Annotated in this window: 21 protein-coding genes; 7 read left to right on the top strand and 14 right to left on the bottom strand. The window is 38.8% G+C overall.

Annotation, left to right across the window (positions count from 1 at the left end):
- Window positions 1-254: 254 nt before the first annotated feature.
- Both RIB54_RS16110 and RIB54_RS16105 read right to left on the bottom strand, forming a co-directional pair.
- A complete protein-coding gene (locus RIB54_RS16110) occupies window positions 255-797 on the bottom strand; it encodes a hypothetical protein (RefSeq protein ID WP_350101836.1) in 543 nt (180 codons plus the stop codon).
- Between the two features lie 115 nt (window positions 798-912).
- Window positions 913-2,445 carry a M20/M25/M40 family metallo-hydrolase gene (locus RIB54_RS16105; protein WP_350101835.1) on the bottom strand — a complete coding sequence of 511 codons (1,533 nt, stop codon included), beginning with the start codon at window positions 2,443-2,445 and terminating at the stop codon, window positions 913-915.
- Window positions 2,446-2,773: 328 nt separating this feature from the next.
- On the opposite strand from RIB54_RS16105, the gene RIB54_RS16100 reads away from it, so the two are divergent.
- Together RIB54_RS16100 and RIB54_RS16095 are read left to right on the top strand one after the other, a co-directional pair.
- Window positions 2,774-3,139 (top strand): cupin domain-containing protein, encoded by a 366-nt coding sequence (locus RIB54_RS16100; RefSeq protein ID WP_350101834.1) that lies wholly within the window; start codon window positions 2,774-2,776, stop codon window positions 3,137-3,139.
- A 30-nt stretch (window positions 3,140-3,169) separates the two neighbouring features.
- Window positions 3,170-3,661: a tetratricopeptide repeat protein gene (locus RIB54_RS16095; RefSeq protein WP_350101833.1), complete on the top strand. Its 492-nt coding sequence runs from the start codon at window positions 3,170-3,172 to the stop codon at window positions 3,659-3,661.
- A 328-nt stretch (window positions 3,662-3,989) separates the two neighbouring features.
- On the opposite strand, the gene RIB54_RS16090 is transcribed toward RIB54_RS16095, so the two are convergent.
- Genes RIB54_RS16090 through RIB54_RS16080 form a run of 3 tightly spaced genes read right to left on the bottom strand, consistent with a single transcriptional unit; the run spans window position 3,990 to window position 5,213 of the window.
- The gene (locus tag RIB54_RS16090) at window positions 3,990-4,460 is read right to left on the bottom strand and encodes a hypothetical protein (RefSeq protein WP_350101832.1); all 471 of its coding nucleotides are present in this window, start codon (window positions 4,458-4,460) and stop codon (window positions 3,990-3,992) included.
- Complete coding sequence (locus tag RIB54_RS16085) at window positions 4,450-4,995, bottom strand: GNAT family N-acetyltransferase (protein WP_350101831.1); 546 nt, start codon at window positions 4,993-4,995, stop codon at window positions 4,450-4,452. Before RIB54_RS16085 ends, RIB54_RS16090 begins: the two co-directional genes overlap by 11 nt.
- Before the next feature lie 2 nt (window positions 4,996-4,997).
- A complete protein-coding gene (locus RIB54_RS16080) occupies window positions 4,998-5,213 on the bottom strand; it encodes a hypothetical protein (protein ID WP_350063303.1) in 216 nt (71 codons plus the stop codon).
- 176 nt (window positions 5,214-5,389) lie between these two features.
- Here RIB54_RS16080 and RIB54_RS16075 point away from each other — a divergent pair, with 176 nt between their 5' ends.
- Complete coding sequence (locus RIB54_RS16075) at window positions 5,390-5,713, top strand: PadR family transcriptional regulator (protein ID WP_350101830.1); 324 nt, start codon at window positions 5,390-5,392, stop codon at window positions 5,711-5,713.
- A 3-nt stretch (window positions 5,714-5,716) separates the two neighbouring features.
- Window positions 5,717-8,350: an ABC transporter permease gene (locus RIB54_RS16070; protein ID WP_350101829.1), complete on the top strand. Its 2,634-nt coding sequence runs from the start codon at window positions 5,717-5,719 to the stop codon at window positions 8,348-8,350.
- A gap of 94 nt (window positions 8,351-8,444) precedes the next feature.
- Here RIB54_RS16070 and ppgK read toward each other — a convergent pair whose 3' ends face one another.
- From ppgK to RIB54_RS16045, 5 genes are all read right to left on the bottom strand, one after another.
- Entirely contained in the window at window positions 8,445-9,191 is a 747-nt protein-coding gene (ppgK, locus tag RIB54_RS16065) for a polyphosphate--glucose phosphotransferase (RefSeq protein WP_350063300.1), read from the bottom strand.
- A gap of 38 nt (window positions 9,192-9,229) precedes the next feature.
- Entirely contained in the window at window positions 9,230-9,607 is a 378-nt protein-coding gene (locus RIB54_RS16060) for a nuclear transport factor 2 family protein (protein ID WP_350101828.1), read from the bottom strand.
- Window positions 9,607-10,068 carry a nuclear transport factor 2 family protein gene (locus tag RIB54_RS16055; protein WP_350101827.1) on the bottom strand — a complete coding sequence of 154 codons (462 nt, stop codon included), beginning with the start codon at window positions 10,066-10,068 and terminating at the stop codon, window positions 9,607-9,609. The genes RIB54_RS16060 and RIB54_RS16055 overlap by 1 nt, the downstream gene beginning before the upstream one ends.
- Before the next feature lie 29 nt (window positions 10,069-10,097).
- Entirely contained in the window at window positions 10,098-10,610 is a 513-nt protein-coding gene (locus RIB54_RS16050) for a nuclear transport factor 2 family protein (protein ID WP_350101826.1), read from the bottom strand.
- Between the two features lie 87 nt (window positions 10,611-10,697).
- Window positions 10,698-11,279 carry a YdeI/OmpD-associated family protein gene (locus RIB54_RS16045; protein ID WP_350101825.1) on the bottom strand — a complete coding sequence of 194 codons (582 nt, stop codon included), beginning with the start codon at window positions 11,277-11,279 and terminating at the stop codon, window positions 10,698-10,700.
- Window positions 11,280-11,436: 157 nt separating this feature from the next.
- Here RIB54_RS16045 and RIB54_RS16040 point away from each other — a divergent pair, with 157 nt between their 5' ends.
- From RIB54_RS16040 to surE, 3 genes are read left to right on the top strand one after another with little or no spacing between them, the layout of a single operon-like run.
- Window positions 11,437-12,654, top strand: coding sequence for a bifunctional 3,4-dihydroxy-2-butanone-4-phosphate synthase/GTP cyclohydrolase II (locus RIB54_RS16040; protein WP_350101897.1), 1,218 nt, complete (start codon window positions 11,437-11,439; stop codon window positions 12,652-12,654).
- 3 nt (window positions 12,655-12,657) lie between these two features.
- Window positions 12,658-13,296, top strand: a complete 639-nt coding sequence (locus RIB54_RS16035) for a hypothetical protein (protein WP_350063294.1) — start codon at window positions 12,658-12,660, stop codon at window positions 13,294-13,296.
- The gene (gene surE, locus RIB54_RS16030) at window positions 13,293-14,063 is read left to right on the top strand and encodes a 5'/3'-nucleotidase SurE (protein WP_350101824.1); all 771 of its coding nucleotides are present in this window, start codon (window positions 13,293-13,295) and stop codon (window positions 14,061-14,063) included. The genes RIB54_RS16035 and surE overlap by 4 nt, the downstream gene beginning before the upstream one ends.
- Window positions 14,064-14,069: 6 nt before the next feature.
- On the opposite strand, the gene RIB54_RS16025 is transcribed toward surE, so the two are convergent.
- The 4 genes from RIB54_RS16025 to RIB54_RS16010 all read right to left on the bottom strand — a co-directional run bounded on the left by RIB54_RS16025 (window position 14,070) and on the right by RIB54_RS16010 (window position 20,111).
- On the bottom strand, window positions 14,070-14,777 hold the full coding sequence (locus RIB54_RS16025; RefSeq protein WP_350101823.1) for a DUF6048 family protein: 708 nt from the start codon (window positions 14,775-14,777) through the stop codon (window positions 14,070-14,072).
- Entirely contained in the window at window positions 14,752-15,363 is a 612-nt protein-coding gene (locus RIB54_RS16020; RefSeq protein WP_350101822.1) for a hypothetical protein, read from the bottom strand. The genes RIB54_RS16025 and RIB54_RS16020 overlap by 26 nt, the downstream gene beginning before the upstream one ends.
- 132 nt (window positions 15,364-15,495) lie before the next feature.
- Window positions 15,496-18,006 carry a replication restart helicase PriA gene (priA, locus tag RIB54_RS16015; RefSeq protein ID WP_350101821.1) on the bottom strand — a complete coding sequence of 837 codons (2,511 nt, stop codon included), beginning with the start codon at window positions 18,004-18,006 and terminating at the stop codon, window positions 15,496-15,498.
- Window positions 18,007-18,011: 5 nt separating this feature from the next.
- A complete protein-coding gene (locus RIB54_RS16010; protein WP_350101820.1) occupies window positions 18,012-20,111 on the bottom strand; it encodes a thioredoxin domain-containing protein in 2,100 nt (699 codons plus the stop codon).
- Window positions 20,112-20,251 lie beyond the last annotated feature (140 nt).

Here is a 20,251-nt window from a genome sequence, read left to right as displayed (position 1 = left end):
TTCTTTTGAATTATGGTTTTTTTATAAATCTAGATGGGCATAGTGACAACCCTATGTCAGTAGGTTTTTCAATGTTGAAAAAAATATGAAATATTTTTAATTCATTTATAAGCCAGGATCACAGATCATATTATAATGATATCAGGTTGTGAATCTGGAATTGTCTAATGATTGATTATAGTGAATGCACTCGTTTTTGAAACGAGCGCTAGCTGGGGGTAGATTGTAAATCTGGAATGACTAGAATGCTATAGTTATATAAAAATCATTCGTAATAAAAATAATGGTAGCACAGAAATAACCAAATTCAAAAATGTTACCATGATACTAAATCCTTGAACTTTTGCTGTTCCAAGAATTAAAATTCGCATATAGAAAATCCAGACCAGCCATTGTAGAATTATATTTGTTTCCATTTCGGGAACGAGCTGGCCGAATCCTAAAAATATTATTTGTTCAGCCAAAAGAATTAGTGCCGGAATTTGAGCTAGTCCTATTACTATTCTTAATTCATTAATGTCGCTCTTACCATTCCATATTCCACCTGTTTTCTTTATTAGCCAAGGGAAAAGTCTAAGAAGAGCTAAATAAGCTAAAAAAATAAATATTATAGATACAATTACTGTCAAGAACATATCTTCAACCACGAAGTAGATATCCTTGGCGCTAGCTACTGAGCCTCCTATAACTGTTAATAAAACAGGAATGTGATAATTAAATCTAATTTCATTCTTTAGAATTTTTTCAATTGTCTCATTTGTATTGAACCAGATGTTTACATAAGGGTTATTCGTCATTTGAAATGTTAATAAAAAAGTAAGCACCCGACTAATATCAACCGAGTTCGTTGTTTATTAATAAGTTGAAAATAATTCTTTTGAAGAATGAAAATAGATTTCTTTAAATAATAAATCAAAGCTTCTGCCCCAATATAGCAATCATTGTTTTAATACCATCCCTGTAATTTCCCAGCCTGATGTTCTCATTCGGGCTGTGCTGGTTGTTGTCTCGGTTTACTGTTGGTACTGATACCGCAGGGATGTCCAAAGTGGTCACAAACGGAGAGATAGGGATGGAGCCACCAGCCATTCTTTCCATAATCGGGTCTGCACCATAGGCATTTTTAAGTGCTTCTTTCAACCAGATACCAATCTCTGTATTGTAATCCGTTCTGAAAGACTGGTAGGAGATTTCATAAGTAAACGAGGCCACTTTTTCATGGCTCATGCGCTCTTCTTTGGTTGGGGTATCCTCTGTAACGTAATATCCAAGGCCTTCAATGTGCTTTTTCACCAGACTGATCAGTCTTTCAGGGTCTGACTCCAACACCAGTCGTAAGTCAAGCTCAGCACGTGCCCAGTCAGGAACTATAGTCCTGGCTTTTTCATTAATCCAGCCCGACTGCATCCCTCTGATGTTTAATGAAGGATACTGAATAGACTCCTGATAATACCTGCCAACTTTATCAGTACTCCCTATTTGCAGCCTGTCCTGAATCTCCTTTTCATTATCAGGCACTGCTCTTAATATTTTCTCGGTCTCAGCATCTATAGTGATGCCGTCATAATAGCCGGGTATCGTTACTCTGCCATCATCATCTTTCATAGAAGCCAAAATCTGTGACAGTCTGAAAGCGGGGTTTGGTGCATAGTTACCATAATGCCCGCTGTGCTGTGGCGCTATTGGTCCGTAGGTGGTCAGCTGAATAGTAGCTATGCCTCTGGCACCAAACACTAATGTTGGTTTGTTGGTGATGTGCATTGGCCCGTCAAATATCACTAGCATGTCTGATTTCAAGAGTTCCTTGTTATCAATTACTGCTTGAGGCAACCTTGGAGATCCCAGCTCTTCTTCAAAATCCATGATCACTTTCATATCAAAATTCGTACTGATCTTATTGTCATCAATGGCATCGATAGCCGCTAAAAACATTGCCGCTGGTCCTTTAGCATCAGAAGTTGATCTGGCAAATACACGCCAGTCATCATCATAATTCCCGATTTTGCTCCAATCCATTTCTTCCCACTCACCTTCAGCATTTTTCATTTTTAAAGCTGGAATGTAAGGGTCTTTCTGAAACCATCTTGAGGTATCAACAGGCTGCCCGTCAATCTGCAAATAGATAAGCACGGTCTTTTTAGGCTTCTTTACTTTGCGTTCTGCAAGTAGCAAGGGTACGGTAGAAGTCTCTATTCGGGTAGTAGTGAAATCCCTGTCGCCAAATGCTTTTTCACACCACTTTATGTTCTTTTCTATATCCTCAGGGTATATGGCATCGTTGGGGATACTCAATAGGTCTTTAAGCATGGGGAAGGACTGCAGTGCATATTTGGCAGCCATTGCATCCAGTTTTTCTTCTGTCAGCTTTTGTGCATTGGTAATATTAACACCTACTAATAGCACTAAAAGTGCAACAACTATTCTGAAAACTCGGTTAAAGGACATATTCAAGTAATTTAGGTTTGTAGCATTCAATTTGTGAAAAAATTAACAGCCGGACGATCAAATATTGATAAGTTTCCAATTAAATTATTTAATCGGCACTGGGCTACTGTATCTGACTGAATTGATGTTATTTTAATCCAAATTATTAATAATTTGCCCTTTGGGCAGACGATCCGCTAAAAGGCGGATGTCTGGATTAAACTTGACAAAAATTTCTGTTTACAAAATTTTTCGTCAACAAGCGATTGAATATCAGATTTAACTTTAGAGAAATCTCCAATCGCTTGTCACAGTTTAAAGTAAGGAGACAATATAAAATGATGAAATCATGAATGTGATTAATATAAAAGAGAAATTCGGGTTGTTTAATGATCACTGGTCACCCAGAATTTTGGGAGAACTTAACGGTCAATTGGTAAAGCTGGCAAAGTTGAAAGATGACTTTGTGTGGCATAGTCATGAAAACGAGGATGAATTTTTCATGGTAATGAAAGGGTCATTGGTTATGGAATTCAGGGACAGGAAAGAAATTGTTAATGAAGGAGAAATTATCATTGTACCCAAAGGAGTTGAGCATAATCCGCATACGCTGAATGGGGAAGAGGTTTGGGTAATGCTTTTCGAACCTGCAGCCACCAAGCATACAGGTGAAGTAGCATTTGAACGAGCTGTTGAAAATCAAGAGTGGATTTAGAGTTTTGAATATTTAAGCTAGTTTTGAGCCATGCGTACAATTTACTCTCTGCTACTTATTAGTATTTCAACATTCTGCTATGGTCAAACCACTCAGGAGCTGATAGACATCGGCCATAGAAATTATGAGCTCGGTGAATATCAGGAGGCCATTGATTATTTAAATAAGGCCGCTGATAAAGATCAGAAGAATCCTGAAATTTTTTATTTGCTTGGGGTTTGTAAATCGCAGTTGCAAAAGAATGCCGAAGCCATCAAAGATTATGACCTGGCACTGGCCCTCGACCCAACTTATGCCGAAGTGTATTTTGAAAAGGGCTATTCTTTATTTGCATTGAATATGCTTGATGAGGCCATTGAGGCTTTTGATAAATCGATAAAGCTAAAACCCAATAATGCAGTGGCTTATGTGAATAGGGGCAGTGTTAAATGTATTAAAGGCGATAAGGAAGGTGCCATGAAAGACTGGAAGAAGGCCGAAGAATTAGGCGCTCCACTGCCAGAGCAGGAGTGTGAGATTTGATATTGATTAAGCAAACACCCGTAACGTCATCCTGAAAATTTTATTCATTCCTTTTCCGTAAGGAATAAAATTCTCCGGGATCTCTCTAGAAGATTTTAGATACCGGATAAATAAAGGTTTTGAAAAGGTAAACCTTTATATTCCGCCATGACGACTAATAAAATCTAATAAGTCTCCTCCTAAATCTGTCCCCCGAAAGAACTAATTTTTTTTCAATTACCCAATGAGGAAAGTCTGTCTGGGGACAGACTTTGAAGTGGAGATTGCTTCACTGCGTTCGTAATGACGCTTAACTTTTGAGACACCTTCTTGGAGTGGCATATTCATGCTAATAAGTCTTCCGAATACCTAAATCCAGCTGCTCTGCAAATGGATAAACGTGGGCGGCAAACGCCTCATAATCTGAATTTCTGGAAAGCTCAAGCACCTTATCTCCATCATATTCCAGTGTAGCAGTATATTCATTGAAAGTGACCTGCCTCACCCTTGACCGCGTATTAGCTGTATAGCTCTGCTTTTCCTTGTCAACCCTAATGCCCTGCAACTGCTTAAACTCAACCCTATCCGATTTAATTTTAATGCCCACGGTGCTAAAAGTATCTTCAATGACAGAAGTACTTTTATCTATGCTTATCTCATATTTTGAGGTAAACAGAAAAGGGATGAATAGCAGTGATATGGTTATGAAGTAGTTGTAATCAGTATAAATTATCAATATCGAATTACCAGCAATAAGCGCTATGGTCGATATCCATTTCATGGATTCTGAAAAGTAGAATTCAGTTAATTTAGCTTTCATTGCTTTCTATTTTATATAGCACGCAAGTCTTGAGTCTCTCATCATTTAGCAATGCTGGATGCTCAAACTCTGCTTCAAATTGCATCCCTATCTTTTTCATCACAGCTATGGATTTTTTATTTATTTTGGGAGCCATAGACACTATACTTGTTAGTGCTATAGTGTTAAACCCGTAAATAAGACAAGCTTTAGCACCTTCGGTGGCATAGCCTTTACCCCAATGGTCAGGATCAATTCTCCAGCCTATATCCACGCACGGTGTAAAATCAGCTTCGAAATCTTTATTGGATAACCCAATGAATCCTATAAACTCATTACTCGAAAGCAGGTCAACGGCAAAATAGCAAAAGTTGTGTTTGGCAAATTCTGCCTGCATTCTCGCAATAAACTTAGCCGTTTCTACTTCATCTACGGTGGAAGGAAAATACTCCATTACCCGGGGATCAGCATTCATTGTTGCCAATGCCTTAAGGTCACTGTCCTGCCAATTTCTAAATCCCAGCCTTTCTGAATTAAAGATGTAGGCCGATGACATTTCTATTTGGTGTCTTTATAAACCCTGAAAATACCCAGCGCGGCAAGAATACCACCTACAGCTAGTGTGGCATAGTACATGGGCTTGCTTAGTGCGTAAGATCCTATTATTTCATTATTTATAGCATCAAGTAAGTCGTTGTTGGGTGCATGGGTTTGTGCCCAATAAATTAGAAAACCGCCAATAGCAAGTAGTACGAGGCCTTTTATAAATTTCATAGTGTTTGGTTGATTAAGTCTTAAGGGTGAAAGTTATCAAATATTTTCTTAAGCAATGAAAGATAATCTTTGATTTAGTGTAACCATTTGTGCTCATATCAGTACTAGAATTATTAGTCTGACAAATAGGAATGATATAAAATGCATATATTAGTCCGACAAATAAGAATGTTATTATGAAAGGAACTTATTTAGGTGAATTTGAAGAGCTTGTTCTTTTGACTGTGGCTGTGCTTAATGGTGAGGCCTATGGCATCTCAATAGCTGAGCTGATAGAACAGGAATCTAACAGGTCAGTAACTATTAGTACCATCCATAATGTGCTTTACAGACTGGAAGACAAAGGTTATGTAAAGTCTGAACTTGGTGGAGCCACTGCAGAAAGGGGAGGACGCAAAAAGCGACTTTTCAGCATTACCGCTACTGGTCATGCAGTTTTAAACGAATCAAAACAACTAAGGAATAAACTCTGGAATTCTATGCCAGAATTAGGCTTCTAAAGTATGAAAAAACACAAACCACCTGTATGGGCCGATATGTTTTTGGAATGGTACTGTTCCAAAAATTATATTGAAGAGGTGCAGGGCGATCTGTATGAGTGGTTTCAATTGCGTGTTGAAAAGCAAGGTCTATGGGCAGCCAGGTTATTATACTTTCTCGATGTCATTCGCTTTATGCGAAGCTATCGTCTCAAATCAATCGATGAACTAAGTCAAAACTCAAACAATATAGCTATGTTACACAACTATCTCATGACCTCGTGGAGGTCGTTAACCAAAAACAAACTGTTCTCAATTATTAATGTTTCAGGGCTTACAGTAGGTATAACTGCCTTTTTGCTACTCTGGACTTATGTGCAGCATGAACAATCTTATGATGAGCATTTGGAGAATAAGGAGAATATTTTCAGAATTCAGCAAGACCGCTACAATCTTGGTGAATTAACCACACAATGGGCCGCTGGATGTGGAGCAATTGGAAAAACCCTGAAGGATAATTTTCCTGAGGTTGAAAGCTTTGTGATTATGACCAATAGTAATGCGGTTCTTGAGTATAATGAGAATGCGTTTCGTGAAGATGCCACTTATTATGCTTCAGAAGATTTCTTTAAGGTGTTCTCAATTAAGCTGATTCAGGGTGATCCGGAAACTGTTCTAAAAGAGCCTTATAAAGCCGTAATCTCTGCGAGTGCTGCTAAAAAGTATTTCGGAGAAGAGGAGCCTTTAGGCAAAATGATTGAACATAATGGGAACAAGGAATTTGAAATTGTAGGAGTTTATGAAGACCTCCCTAAAAAATCTCACATGCAGGCGGATGTACTTTATTCATTTTCAACTTTTGTTGACTTGGTGGACAGTGAGGTGACAGGAGAATGGAATTGGGATGGTTTTTACAATTATATTGTGCTTAAAGAGGGTACTGATTACAAAGATTTTGAGTCTAAAATTCCTGCCCTGATTGAAAAAGAAATTGGCGAAAATTTAACCAATTCTAATAGTGATGTTAAGTTTAATCTACAGCCTGTTACGGATATTCATTTGACTTCTAACTACATGATGGAGTTTAAGCCAAATGGCAATGCGCAGGCTACAAATTTTCTCTACATTATCGCCTTTTTTATTATACTTATCGCCTGGGTTAACTATATTAACCTTACCACGGCCAAATCTATGGAACGCTCAAAAGAGGTGGGGATAAGAAAGGTAATGGGTTCTATGCGAGGACAACTGGTAAAACAGTTTTTAGTAGAGTCATTTATACTAAATTTAATTTCGCTGCTGGCTTCATTACTATTTATCTATTTGTTGTTACCCTATTTTAATCTGCTTACTGGCAGAGAGATAGCCTTTGAGCTGTTTGATTCAAATATACTTTTGCTTATTGGCGGTATTTTGGTTTTAGGCACTGTGCTGTCTGGCCTGTATCCAGCACTTGTTTTATCCGGATTTAAGCCTGTGGCCATATTGAAAGGTAAGTTGAAAAACAGCTCTGGTGGTAAGACACTTAGAAAAGGCATGGTAGTATTCCAGTTTTTCACTTCACTGGTTTTAATGGTGGGTACTACTACGGTGTTCTATCAGTTGAACTATATGAGCAATCAGGATCTTGGGGTGGATATCAACCAGACACTTGTGGTCCGTGGCCCAAATGTTACAGACTCTTTGTATTCTGATAAGCTGAATGTATTTAAACACAACCTATCTGCACAATCTGAAATTAATGTAGTTACCTCTTCTACCTCGGTACCAGGAAGTCAGCCTGACTGGAATGCCGGAGGTATTTATGTGATTGGCGAAGACCCAAATAAATCGCAACAGTACCGAATTATTGGTGGTGACTATGAATACCTGGAGGCTTTTGATATTGAACTGGTAGCAGGCCGTAATTTTGAAGAAGCGAGAACCACAGACCCTAATACTGTAATTATCAATGAGTCATCTGTAGAGTTAATGGGCTTCAAGAGTTTAGATGAAGCTTTAACGAAAGAGATACAATTTTGGGGAGATACTTTTCAGATAGTAGGGGTAGTAAAAAACTACCATAATGAGTCTTTAAAGAAATCATTTGAACCTCTCATATTCAGGTTAATCCCAAATGCCAGTAATTTTTATTCAGTGAAAGTAACTACCGATAATATGCCTCGCACTATTGCAATTATAGAGGAGGAGTGGAAAGCGCAGTTCCCCGGTAATCCATTTGATTTCTTTTTTCTGGATGACCATTATCAGGAGCAGTACAAAGCAGATCAGCAGTTTGGGCAGGTCTTTGGACTTTTTGCAGGGCTGGCTATATTTATTGCCTGTCTTGGTTTATTTGGATTGGCCTCCTATATGGCAACACAGCGCTATAAGGAAATTAGCGTGCGCAAGGTGCTTGGAGCAACTGTTGGTAGTGTTGTCACTTTGCTTTCAAAAGATTTCGTGATTCTAATATTGATAGCCATTGTGCTGGCTATACCTGTTTCCTGGTATGTTATGGATGGGTGGCTCGCTGAGTTTGCCTATAGAATAGATATGAGTTGGTGGTTATTTGCTTTGCCTGGCATAACATTAATTATTATCGCCTTAGCTACAGTTTCGTTCCAGACCATTAAGGTAGGAACTTCTAATCCTGTGGATGCCTTAAGAAGCGAATAGAATTTTATCTAAAGTCTGTGGCACACAGACCTTTGCCCTGATTTGTTCTGTGTGCCACAGACCAATAAAAGGAACCGAATAGAAAATTAACTGATCACTTATGATGCTCGGCACAATTATAGGCAGCGCCTATAATGCCGGCATTATTAAGTTTTTCTGAAGCCGTGTAAGGAGTTTCTATCTTGATATGCTTTCTGAACTTATGGATTTTCTTGCTGGCGCCACCACCTAAAATGATAAAATCAGGAGAGTAGATGCGCTCTACGTATTTCAGGAATTTATTAAACCGTTTGCCCCATACGTCATAGTCCAACTCTTCATTTTTACGGGCAGAATCAGCGGCATATTGTTCAATAGGCTCGCCATTTTTTCCATACATTCTGCCTATCTCTGAGTTTGGGATGAGTACACCATTATAAAAAATGCCACTTCCCAATCCGGTTCCAATGGTTATTACAATTACAAGCCCTGACTTGTTTCTGCCAGCACCAAACCTCATTTCTGCAATACCAGCGGCATCTGCATCATTGATCACCTCAAAGTGTGTATCATCGCAAGCATCGCTAAACACATCATCTATCTGTATTCCTTTCCATGCAGGGTCCATATTAGAAGCAAAAGTGGCTTTGCCTTCTTTTACCACGCTAGGGAAAGTACAACCGATATCGTCCTGCCATTCAAAGTGATCCTTTATTTGTTTTATCACCAAAGCTACTGCCTCTGGGGTAGATGGTTGAGGAGTGTCAATTCTAAACCTGTCTGAGACAAGTTTGCCTGTGCTAATATCTACTATGGCGCCTTTAATTCCCGAGCCACCTATATCAATTCCGAGTACGTTCATTCGGGTTAAAGGTATTTACTTCTATGAATTACACCAAATCAATACATCGTATTGTCATTGGCTGATGTTTTAGGTATTTGCTGAATAGAATCCCAGTGCTCTACTATTTTTCCATTTTCATCAAAACGGAAAAAGTCCATGGTAATGTATTGATCATCGCCTGGCCAAATTTGATGTGTATGTAGCGCGACTAAATCTCCTTCTGCCACTGCTCTTACAAATTCAATAGACTTGTCAGGATATTCTTTCTGCATTCTGTTGAAATAATCAACAAAGCCTTGCTTACCATCACTCACATCAGGGTTATGCTGAATGTACACATCACCAACATACAGATCAACTGCCTTTTGTGGATCGCCATAATAAGCCGTTTTATAAAAGGCTATGGCGTTCTCTTTGTTTTTAGCTAAACTCATTAGTCGAAAAGCTCATGCTTTGTCCTTGTCGAATGCAGCATATCTAATCTCCATCCATCATCAGTAAGTATTGCAGTGGCACTTTCCAAGTAGGATGACTTTCTTGCTACTTTATCACCTTTATAGAAAACGGAATTAAACTGATAGGCTATCCATGCAGTCATACCTGTGACTTTTACATCAATGAAAGTAAAGTCATTTACCCTGCGCAGCTTCTTGTTATTTTTAATAACATCATTGAAATAGCTGACAATAGAATCATTGTTCCACACTTCACCATTTTCTAAAAGCAGAAAATCATCAGTATAATATTTCTTGATATTGTTTTCATTATAAATGCCCCATACCTCGTCAAAAGATGAAGTTATCACTTGCTTTAGTTGGTCTTCATTTGATGGCTGTTGAGAGTAGGAATATCCAACAATTAATGTCAGTATCAGGGTTAAGGTTTTTCTTATCATGATTGAAGTTAAGATTTACAAGAAGTAAATTATTTATCCCGCCCTTTTTTGATAGACTCAGGAATATTACAGCCTTCTTTTTGCCTTGTGTCAGTCAGATGGAAGATCTTCCACCCGTCCTCATTCTTGTTAAGCAAGAAGGCATCAACACCACAATGACTAAAATTTTTGCCAGCGTAAAAGGCATAGGGTGCCCAAACCATTGCAAGGTTGCCATCAATCTCAATTTTCACATCCCATATGGGCTCATCATATACAACATCATGGGGTGTGCCAACAGCAGTAAGAAACTTCTGAAGTTCACCTCTATGCAGCATTGGCTTTCCATCAGCATTGTTTGATGAGGTGAAAATATCAGGATTTTCTCTAAAAACACTGTGAACCATAACGCTGTCTCCGGCACGCATACCATCAAACAACTTGACAATAGTTTCAAAGACAGCCAGCTTTTCATCAGTAAAGGGCTTCTTGATATCGTATTTGGCCTGAGCACTTACTGCCATAGCAAAACATAATAAAAGTAGGGTTGATAGGTATTTCATAAAAATCTGTTTCTTTTCAATTTAAAGTTTGCTGCTGAACTATGATGATATTTTTATGCCAGTGGTCTGAATTGCTCGATGAACAAGCTATCTGTACCTGTCATTCAGACCCTTTTTGTCTTTTATCATGGGCATTACTTTCTCTAACCTGTTTTTTCGTGTCTCCTCTCTTTTTGCATCACCTATATATTCGGCATATTCCCTTTTGCAGGAAAGTGACAGACTATCAAAGGCTTCACTCAAGTTGCTGTCAGAAGCCATGGCTTCTTTTAATTCATCAGGAATAAGTAGCGGTTTCTTTTGAAGCTTAACTTCTTTTCCAGCTTTAAAATTCTCAACTGAATTCAGAATGTATTTTTTAATCAGACCCTCGTCAATTTCTTCGATACTATTAAACCGCCATTGCCTCATAGCCTGGGTTTTGCCTTCCTGCGCATTGATTAGTTTATGATGTGTGTCCTTGATCAAGGCACCTTGAAAAAACCATAAACCAAAATAACCTTTAAAAGCACTTAACCCTACCACATTTTTCCCTCCAGAAGTGTAAACAGGGGAACCCCATTTTATTGTCTCCTTAAGCTTACAGTCCAGAATTATCTTTCTGAGCGCTAACAGCTCGTCATTGTAAGAGTTGTGTTTATTAAGATAGTCGGCAAATGTTTTAATCATAATATTGAAATTGGCTCACAATTTAAAAATTATCGCAGGATAAACATAATATTTACAGCTTTGCGAACATCCCCATTAATATGTTTGTTGAGTACCAAAGCAAGTTTCGTATACTAATTCAAATGGCCTATTTTTGCGCCAGATTTTAATAATAGCCATGCAGGAGATAAAGTTGAATACTATTGAAGAAGCCTTAGAAGATGTAAGGAATGGGAAAGTGATTATTGTTGTTGACGATGAAGATAGGGAAAACGAGGGGGACTTTATTTGTGCTGCAGAGTGCATCACCCCTGAAATAGTAAACTTCATGGCTACTCATGGTCGAGGGTTGATCTGTGTGCCGATAATAGAGGAAAGATGTGAAGAGTTGGGACTAGAATTAATGGTAGGCAAAAACACAGCTGCATTTGAAACACCTTTTACCGTTTCAGTAGACTTAATTGGCCATGGATGTACTACAGGTATTTCTGCTCATGACAGATTTAAAACCATAAAGGCACTAGCTGATCCAGAAATAAACCCTGAAGAGCTTGGCAAACCTGGTCATATATTTCCATTGCGTGCTAAAGAGGGTGGTGTGCTTAGGAGAGCAGGCCATACAGAAGCAGCTATTGATTTTGCCAGACTTGCCGGTTTTAGACCAGCAGGTGTACTGGTTGAAATAATGAATGAAGACGGCACTATGGCTAGACTCCCTGACCTTGTGCATGTGGCAAAGAGATTTGATCTCAAGCTTGTTTCTATCCAAGACTTGATAAAATACCGGGTCGAAAAGGAGAGTTTAATTACCAGGGAGGTTGATAATGTACATATGCCTACTGATCACGGTGATTTTCAAATGCATGTTTATAAGCAGACAAACTCTGGCGAAAATCATATAGCACTAGTAAAAGGGACATGGGATAAAGATGAGCCAGTAATGGTAAGAGTTCACTCATCATGTGTTACGGGTGATATTTTTGGTTCTTGTCGCTGCGACTGTGGCGGACAGCTACATGGTGCCATGGAAATGGTGGAAAAAGAAGGAAAGGGCGTGGTTATCTATATGAACCAGGAAGGACGAGGCATCGGATTGGTCAACAAATTAAAAGCTTACAAACTTCAGGAAGAAGGTATGGATACTGTTGAGGCTAATTTGAAATTGGGTTTTGAAATGGACCAGCGTGACTATGGTGTTGGCGCTCAAATTCTTAGGGATTTAGGAATAAGAAAAATAAAATTGATATCTAATAATCCTAAGAAACGTGTAGGTTTGATTGGTTATGGATTGGAAATTGTTGATAATATAGGCATAGAGATTGCTCCAAATAAGCATAACCAACATTATCTTGAAACCAAAAGGGATAAGATGGGTCACCAAATTCTTAAAAAGTAATACGTGCTAAAAAAGCTTTTTATTCTTATATCTTTCTTAGTTGCAGGAAGTGCTTATGCACAGGAGTTTCCTTCTGAACTTTGGCATGATGGCAAGATTGTTTTGCTTGAAGGAGACACCTTATCGGGTCAGGTAAAATACAGTCAGGAGACAGATATTGTTGAATTTAGCCGTGATAACCTTAAAACCGGCATAGCCCTGTCAGCCAAGAAGGTGCTTTACTTTGAAATCTTCGATAGAACTATAAACAGGTACCGTGAGTTTTACGCACTACCTTATGCGGTCAGTGGAGATTATGAAACGCCATTGATGTTTGAGGTAATAGAAGCCGGAAGACCTATGACATTACTGTGCCGTGAGAAAATAGAGTATAAGGTGGTATCAAATCCCTATGCTATGGCCGGTACCTACAGCCGACTTGAGTTAGACTTTACCTATTATTTTCTTAAAGAGGATGGAAAAATTCAGCGGTATTTCGGGTCTAAAAAGGATTTGATACATATGCTTAGAGATAGAAACTCTGAGATAAAGAAATATATGAAAGCCAATAGAATACGCCCTGATAGAAGAAGGGATATTGTTAGAGTAGTGGCGTATTACAATTCACTTTTCGAAAATAAAGAAGACAAAAAAGACAAATGAGTAAACCCCTGATCCTTGTTTCAAATGATGATGGTATTACATCAAAAGGTATTAGACTCCTGGTGGAGTTGATGAAAGAATTGGGGGATGTGGTGGTGGTGGCTCCAGACGGCCCACAAAGTGGAATGGGGCATGCCATAACCATTGGTAATACCCTCAGACTGGAAAAGAGCGATATTTTTGGAGAGATAAAATCTTTTGAGTGCAGTGGAACACCAGCCGATTGTGTCAAGATTGCAAAACATTTTGTTTTAAAAGACAGAAGACCAGATTTGGTAGTTAGTGGTATTAATCATGGTAGCAATACTTCTATAAGTGTATTATATAGTGGTACCATGTCAGCGGCCATAGAAGGTGCAATGGAAGGGTTTCCAGCCATTGGATTTTCGTTATGTGACTACTCAAGTGATGCTGATTTTTCCCATGTTGGTGAATATGTGAAACAGATAGCCAGAAATGTGCTGGAAAAAGGGTTAACAAAAGGAGTGGCTTTGAATGTCAACTTTCCGCCAAAGCGCAATGAATCGATAAGAGGGATTAAGATTTGCCGTCAGGCCAATGCCAGTTGGCAGGAAGATTTTGATCAGCGCTTCGACCCTAATGGAAGAAGATACTTTTGGATGGCGGGCAACTTTGTGAACCATGATAAAGGTGAAGACAATGACGAATGGGCCATTGCCAATAATTATGTGTCTGTAGTACCTTGTCAGTATGACTTAACCGCACACCATGCCATTATTCATTTAAATGAAGAGTGGGACTTTTAGTAACTACTAAAAGCGGTACTTGACATACAAATTAACATACGGAGTGCTCTTATCTGTAGTTCTTCCGTATCCAGGAATGGCGTAAATGTCAATAAATTCTTCCTTAGACCTTTCGTAGATAAACCTCAGCCCAAACATTCCTCCAATAAAGACATTGTCACTCATTTTCTTTTCTGAACCTAAAACAAGCTCAAACCAGTCAGCTTCAAGGCCTTTGCGTTCAAACCCGTCTGTATAAGTCGGCCAATATTCGCTTTCTATTAGATAGGAACCTGAGTCTTCAAATTTCGATTGTCCATATTTTACCCCCGCATAAAAAGTATTGGTGTTGTCAAAAGGGATGATATAATTAATGCCTACTCTCCAATAGCTTCCTTCTGATTTATATTCTCCATTTTCAATAGCGGTTGCAGGTTCCAGTGTTGCAATACCATACTGGAAGTTTGGCTGTATCCTGAAACCAAAGGTATATGCAACCCCAGCTTCAAATTTGGATTCAAATTCAGTAGCACGAAGTAGGAGTTTGCCATAGTCAAGATAAATCTGAGGCCCAGATTTCACCACTATTTTTACTGATTTTACTGAGTCAGGTTGAGCTTTTTTTACAGCTGTTTGCGGCTTTGAATCTACTACTTCAGTAGAATCAGTCTGAGCAAAGAGACTGCTTACATACAGGCACAAAACCAGACTAAAAGTAAACTGTAAGTTGCGCATCGTGACTTAAACAATTTTTACATGAGACAGTGACAGAATCATAGCTGTGATGATTGACCCTAACCCCACTGGATATAACCTTTAATTGATTTTCAACATATTGAAATTCCTGTTCATAGACCAAATCAAGAGTATCAAGTCTGTCATAAATAATAATCGAATACTTACTGATAGTATCATTGCTATTTAAATATAAGGTATGGAGTTTCTTAGCCTTAACATTAGGAGGAACACTATTAATGCTTGATACTTCTGCCAAACCACTATTGACATTAGTAATTAGGGTGTTAAGTGTTTTTATTTCCTCATTAAGCGTTGATTTTACTTTATTAAGCGAATCTTTTTCATCTAATAGCGCTCCTTTATTTGGGTCTGCATCAATGGCAGTAATCCGCGCTTCGATGGTTTTGACCATGGCACTCTTACTACTTTTAGACGCATTTAAAGAGGCCAGACTATCGTTATCAATAAACTTGACAGAAGTTATAGCTTCAATACCTTCTAATTCCTCTTCTTCCTCGGCACAGCTCAATACCGCAAAAGAGATTAAAAGGATTGACAATATAAGATAGCCTGCATTTTTCATTGGCCGCAAAAATAGAAAGATAATTATTGAAAGTTCTAAGTTCCATGTTCTAAGTTCTTACTCAACACTAAACTTTGAATCTTGAATTTCAATCTCCAAACTTAGAACATCAAACATTAAACTTAGAACTAGTTAATAAGGATCAACATCAAAAATGATGCGAGAAGATTTGAGGTCTTTTTCTTCCAGAATCTCATTTGCAGCATTTTGAAGAATGCTTTTCACTTTTTTTAAATCAATAGTGCCGCGCTCCAGTTTGATCAGCAATTCCATCAAATATTCGTTCCTTATTCTGTTAATAACAGGCTCCTGAGGGCCGAGCACACGTTGTGCTCCCAGTTGTTCAATAAGTATGTTTGATAAGCGTTGAGCAGTCCGTCTCGCAAGCTGAACATCTTTGTTCTTTATCATAACACTAATCAGACGTGTGAATGGAGGAAACTTGTGAATCTCTCGTTCGTTAATTTCCCTTTCATAGAATGCAGTAAAATTGTTTTCTATAATGTCCTTAATAATAACCAAATCAGGAGCTTTTGATTGTATCACCACTTTGCCTTTCTTTTCCCTTCGGCCCGACCTGCCGCTTACCTGTGTGGCAAGCTGAAAAGTTCGCTCATATGACCTGAAATCCGGGAAGTGCAGCATTCTGTCAATATCAAAAATGCCGACCAGGTTAACATGATCAAAATCGAGGCCTTTGCTCACCATCTGCGTGCCTACCAGAATATCTATTTCCTTATTTTCGAAGTCTTTCAAAATCCTTTCGTAGCTATTTTTGCTTCTGGTCGTGTCAAGGTCCATTCGCTGTACTTTAGAATCAGGAAGCAGCAACGCTATCTCCTCTTCCAATTTTTCAGTGCCTATACCTATGGTTTTTAATGCTGTAGAACCGCAAGCTTCACAGGCATTGGGCATTTTCTCTTTGTAACCGCAGTAATGACAGATCAGCTCTTTCTTGAATTGATGATAAGTGAGACTTACGGCACAATTGGTGCATTTAGGAATATGGCTGCATTGCTGACAGCTTATGTAGGGGGAATACCCTCTTCTATTCTGAAAAATTATGGCTTGTTCATCATTATCCAATGAGGTTTGCAGCTCTTTAAGAAGCACTGAGGAAAACTCGCCTTTGAGCAACTTTTTGTTAGCTTCCTTGATCATGTCAGCAACGATGAAATCAGGAAGGGTGGCATTGCCATATCTCTTGCTTAGTGTTATTAATCCATATTTCTCACTTTTAGCCTGATAAAAAGATTCTAATGACGGTGTTGCAGAACCTAGTAGCACTTTGCAATGATGAATGGATGTCATATAAAGCGCCACATCCCTGGCATTATATCTAGGTGCCGGGTCATATTGCTTATAAGAAGACTCGTGCTCTTCATCCACTAAAATAAGCCCCAAATTATCGAAAGGGAGAAAAATTGAAGAGCGCACACCAAGCACCAATTGGTACCTGCCTGATAACACGCCATTCCAAACCTCAACACGCTCATTGTCAGAAAACTTGGAGTGATAAACACCCAACTTATTACCAAACACCTTTTTTAAACGGGTAACAATTTGTGTGGTCAATGCTATTTCCGGTAACAGGTAAAGCACCTGCGAACGGCCTGCCAAAGCATCTTCAATGAGGCTAATATAGATCTCTGTCTTACCACTTCCGGTTATGCCATGAAGCAGGACAGTATCTTTAGTTTTGAAATTTTCAATAATATCAGACTTGGCATTCTCCTGAATCTCAGTCAGATGTACAGGCTTGGTTTCCTGATCATCGTCAGGGAAACGGGAAATGGTAATTTCAAATTCTTCTAGAACTCCATTTTTTGTTAACGTCTTAATGGCTGATGTCGATAAGTCAGCAGCTAAAAGACTCTTGGGAATACCTTGTTCATTAAGCTTTGTCTTTTTGTAAATAGGTACCTGCTGAAGGTAAAATAGCAAAACTTCTTCTTGCTTTGGCTTTTTGGACAAGGATTCAAAAACAGCTTCTAAAGCCCCCTCCTTTAAATATTCGCTATTAAGCCTGATTCTTTTTTCTTTCTTAGGCTTGTACTTTTCCCTTATCTCCTCATAAATAATGATGGCATCTTTTTGTACCAATGACTTGAGAATGGAGAATATATTTTTTTGCTGAAGTGCTTTGCCAATATCACTGTAGCTAAGCGATTCGTTTTTATTAAGTATCTCAATGAGCAACTCTTCCTTGTCAGAAAAGTCATAAACAGACTCATACATGTCAAAATCAGGATGAATCTGCACATGAGACTCACTGCTCAGTTTTAGTCCTGAAGGTAAGGCTACATTTAGCACCTCGCCCAAGGTGCACATGTAGTATTCAGCAATCCACTGAAACATTTTAAGTTGCTGTGGAAAAACTACTGGCGACTGATCCAGAACATCAAGAATGTACTTGGCCTCATACTTTTCAGGTGGGTGCTCATGGACTTTTCCAATTATGCCTGTCAGTACTTTTCTGTGCCCAAACTGAACAATAACCCTTACACCAATCTGCAAGAAATCCTCAAGGTCAAATGGGCAACGATAGGTGAACATCTTTGGAATAGGAACAGGCAGAATTACATCAACAAAGTAAGTGTGACGTGCTTCTTCTGCATTACTATTTAATTCCAGCTGGCTCAAGAAATTTACTTTAGTTGTTTAAGTGCTTCTTCAAAACTATTGACCGGCAATTTGCATGTTTTGTTGTAGCAAACATAAATAGTGGTTTTGTTATTAACCGTAGTCTTGTACTCCATTAAGGGTAGCTGACTTTCGGTTGTGGTACCCATCAATATTTTGAAAGGATAAAAATGTTGTGCAAACTGGGCTCTTATTTGTTCAGCCTCATTACCAACTATGGCTACCTCAGCATTTCCATAAGCCATCATTTCATATAGAATGGCCCAGTTGTAGGTGTAATTGGGTTCTTCCAAAACCAAAGATGACATTGAAGACAACATATGCTTTGATTTTTTGAGATAATCTTCGTTGTCTAAGAGTGTGCCTAAAATGTACAGATTAATGGCCATTTGAGAGTTTGAAGCTGGAATTACATTGTCAAAAACTTCTTTTTTTCTAGCAATAAGAGCTTCTGATTCATTATCAGTGAAATAATAGAACTGCTCCTTAGTATCGAAGAAATTGGCATTGGCATAACTCATTAAACCATCTGCATGCTGGAGCCACTTTTCATCAAAGGTAGCTTTATACAGAGAGGTAAAAGCCTGAATGACAAAAGCATAATCTTCAAGGTAGGCATCTATAGTGGCCTTATTATTTTTAAAAGTACGTTTTAGCTGACCATCAGATATCATCTTGTCTACAATGAAATTGGCATTGGTAACAGCCAGATTTAAAAATTCCTTTTCTCCAAAGGCTTCATAAGCATCCACTAATCCTTGAATCATGAGACCATTCCAGGATGCAAGCACCTTGTCATCCAATCCGGGACGTACGCGTTCAGTTCGTTTTGATAACAAGAGACTGTTGGTCTCATCTACCAATTGCTCAAGTTCATCTAATGCTATGCCATGAGTGTCAGCAAACTCCTGATCAGACAACTTCTTGTGCAGTATGTTATTCCCATGCTCCCAATTGCCTTCTTCTGAAATGTTATAATATGCGCCCATTATTTGAGCATTTTCTCCAACTATTTCATCAAATTCCTCTTTTGTCCATACGTAAAATTTGCCCTCGACACCTTCACTATCAGCATCCAGCGCTGCGTAGAAACCGCCAGAAGCGTCTGTCATTTCTCTTTTTAGCCAGTCTATCGTTTGATAAACCACACTTTTGTAAAGCGGGCTTTTGGTCAATTTATAGGCGTTGGAATACAAGCTTACCAGCTGACCATTGTCATAAAGCATTTTTTCAAAATGTGGCACCAGCCATTTGGCATCTACCGAGTAGCGTGCAAAGCCACCACCGGCCTGATCGTAAATTCCGCCTTTGGCAATTTCGTCTAGCGTCAATTTAAGCTGTGCAAGTGCTGTTTCATTTTTAGAGGTAGCATAGTAATTCAATAAAAACTGCCAGCTACCTGGCATTGGAAACTTTGGAGCCCTGTCCATGCCACCCAGTGCAGTGTCAAATCTTTTAGAAAAAACTGCATACATGCTGTCAATTTCACTCAATTGAAACTCTGACTTTTCAGGATTCAGATTATACTTTTCCAGATCGCTGGAAGACAGTGCATTTGTTAAAGTGTTGGCTGCGCCTTCTAACTCGCTACGCTTATCTCTAAACGCCACTTCTATATTTTGCAAGAGCTGCGTCCAGCCAGAAGGAGGAAAATACGTACCACCATAAAATGGCTTTTGGTCAGGCAGCAGAAAAACGTTCAAAGGCCAACCACCATTACCACCTATGGCCTGTACAGCATCCATATAGATTTGATCAACATCCGGGCGTTCCTCACGGTCCACCTTAATGTTGATAAAGTACTTGTTCATTATCTCGGCAATGGAGTCATTTTCAAACGACTCGCGCTCCATAACATGGCACCAATGGCATGAAGAATAGCCAATACTTACTAAGATTGGTTTGTCTTCCTTTTTAGCTTTTTTCAGCGCCTCTTCACCCCATGGATACCATTCTACGGGATTATAGGCATGCTGAAGAAGGTAAGGACTTGTTTCATTAATAAGGTGATTTGGAGTTTTATGTTCAGTTTGCATGTCTGTTTCTTCGTTTCTAGAACAGCTAAAAGATAGGCTGATGAATATTAAGATTATGGTGCTGCGCATCAATAGTAAAACTACCAAGTATTGAAGGTAAATGCTGTCAAGAGACGTTAATTTCTTAAGATATTTTCCATGAGTAATAAATACAATAAACTAAATCGTCTCTTCGAAACGGAACACGGTGAAGTGAGAAGTCTCCTTGA

The sequence above is a fragment of the Fulvivirga sp. genome (assembly GCF_040218215.1).
Lineage (GTDB): Bacteria > Bacteroidota > Bacteroidia > Cytophagales > Cyclobacteriaceae > Fulvivirga.
Note: the sequence above shows the minus strand (reverse complement) of the source record. Positions and strands in the feature narration are given on the sequence as shown.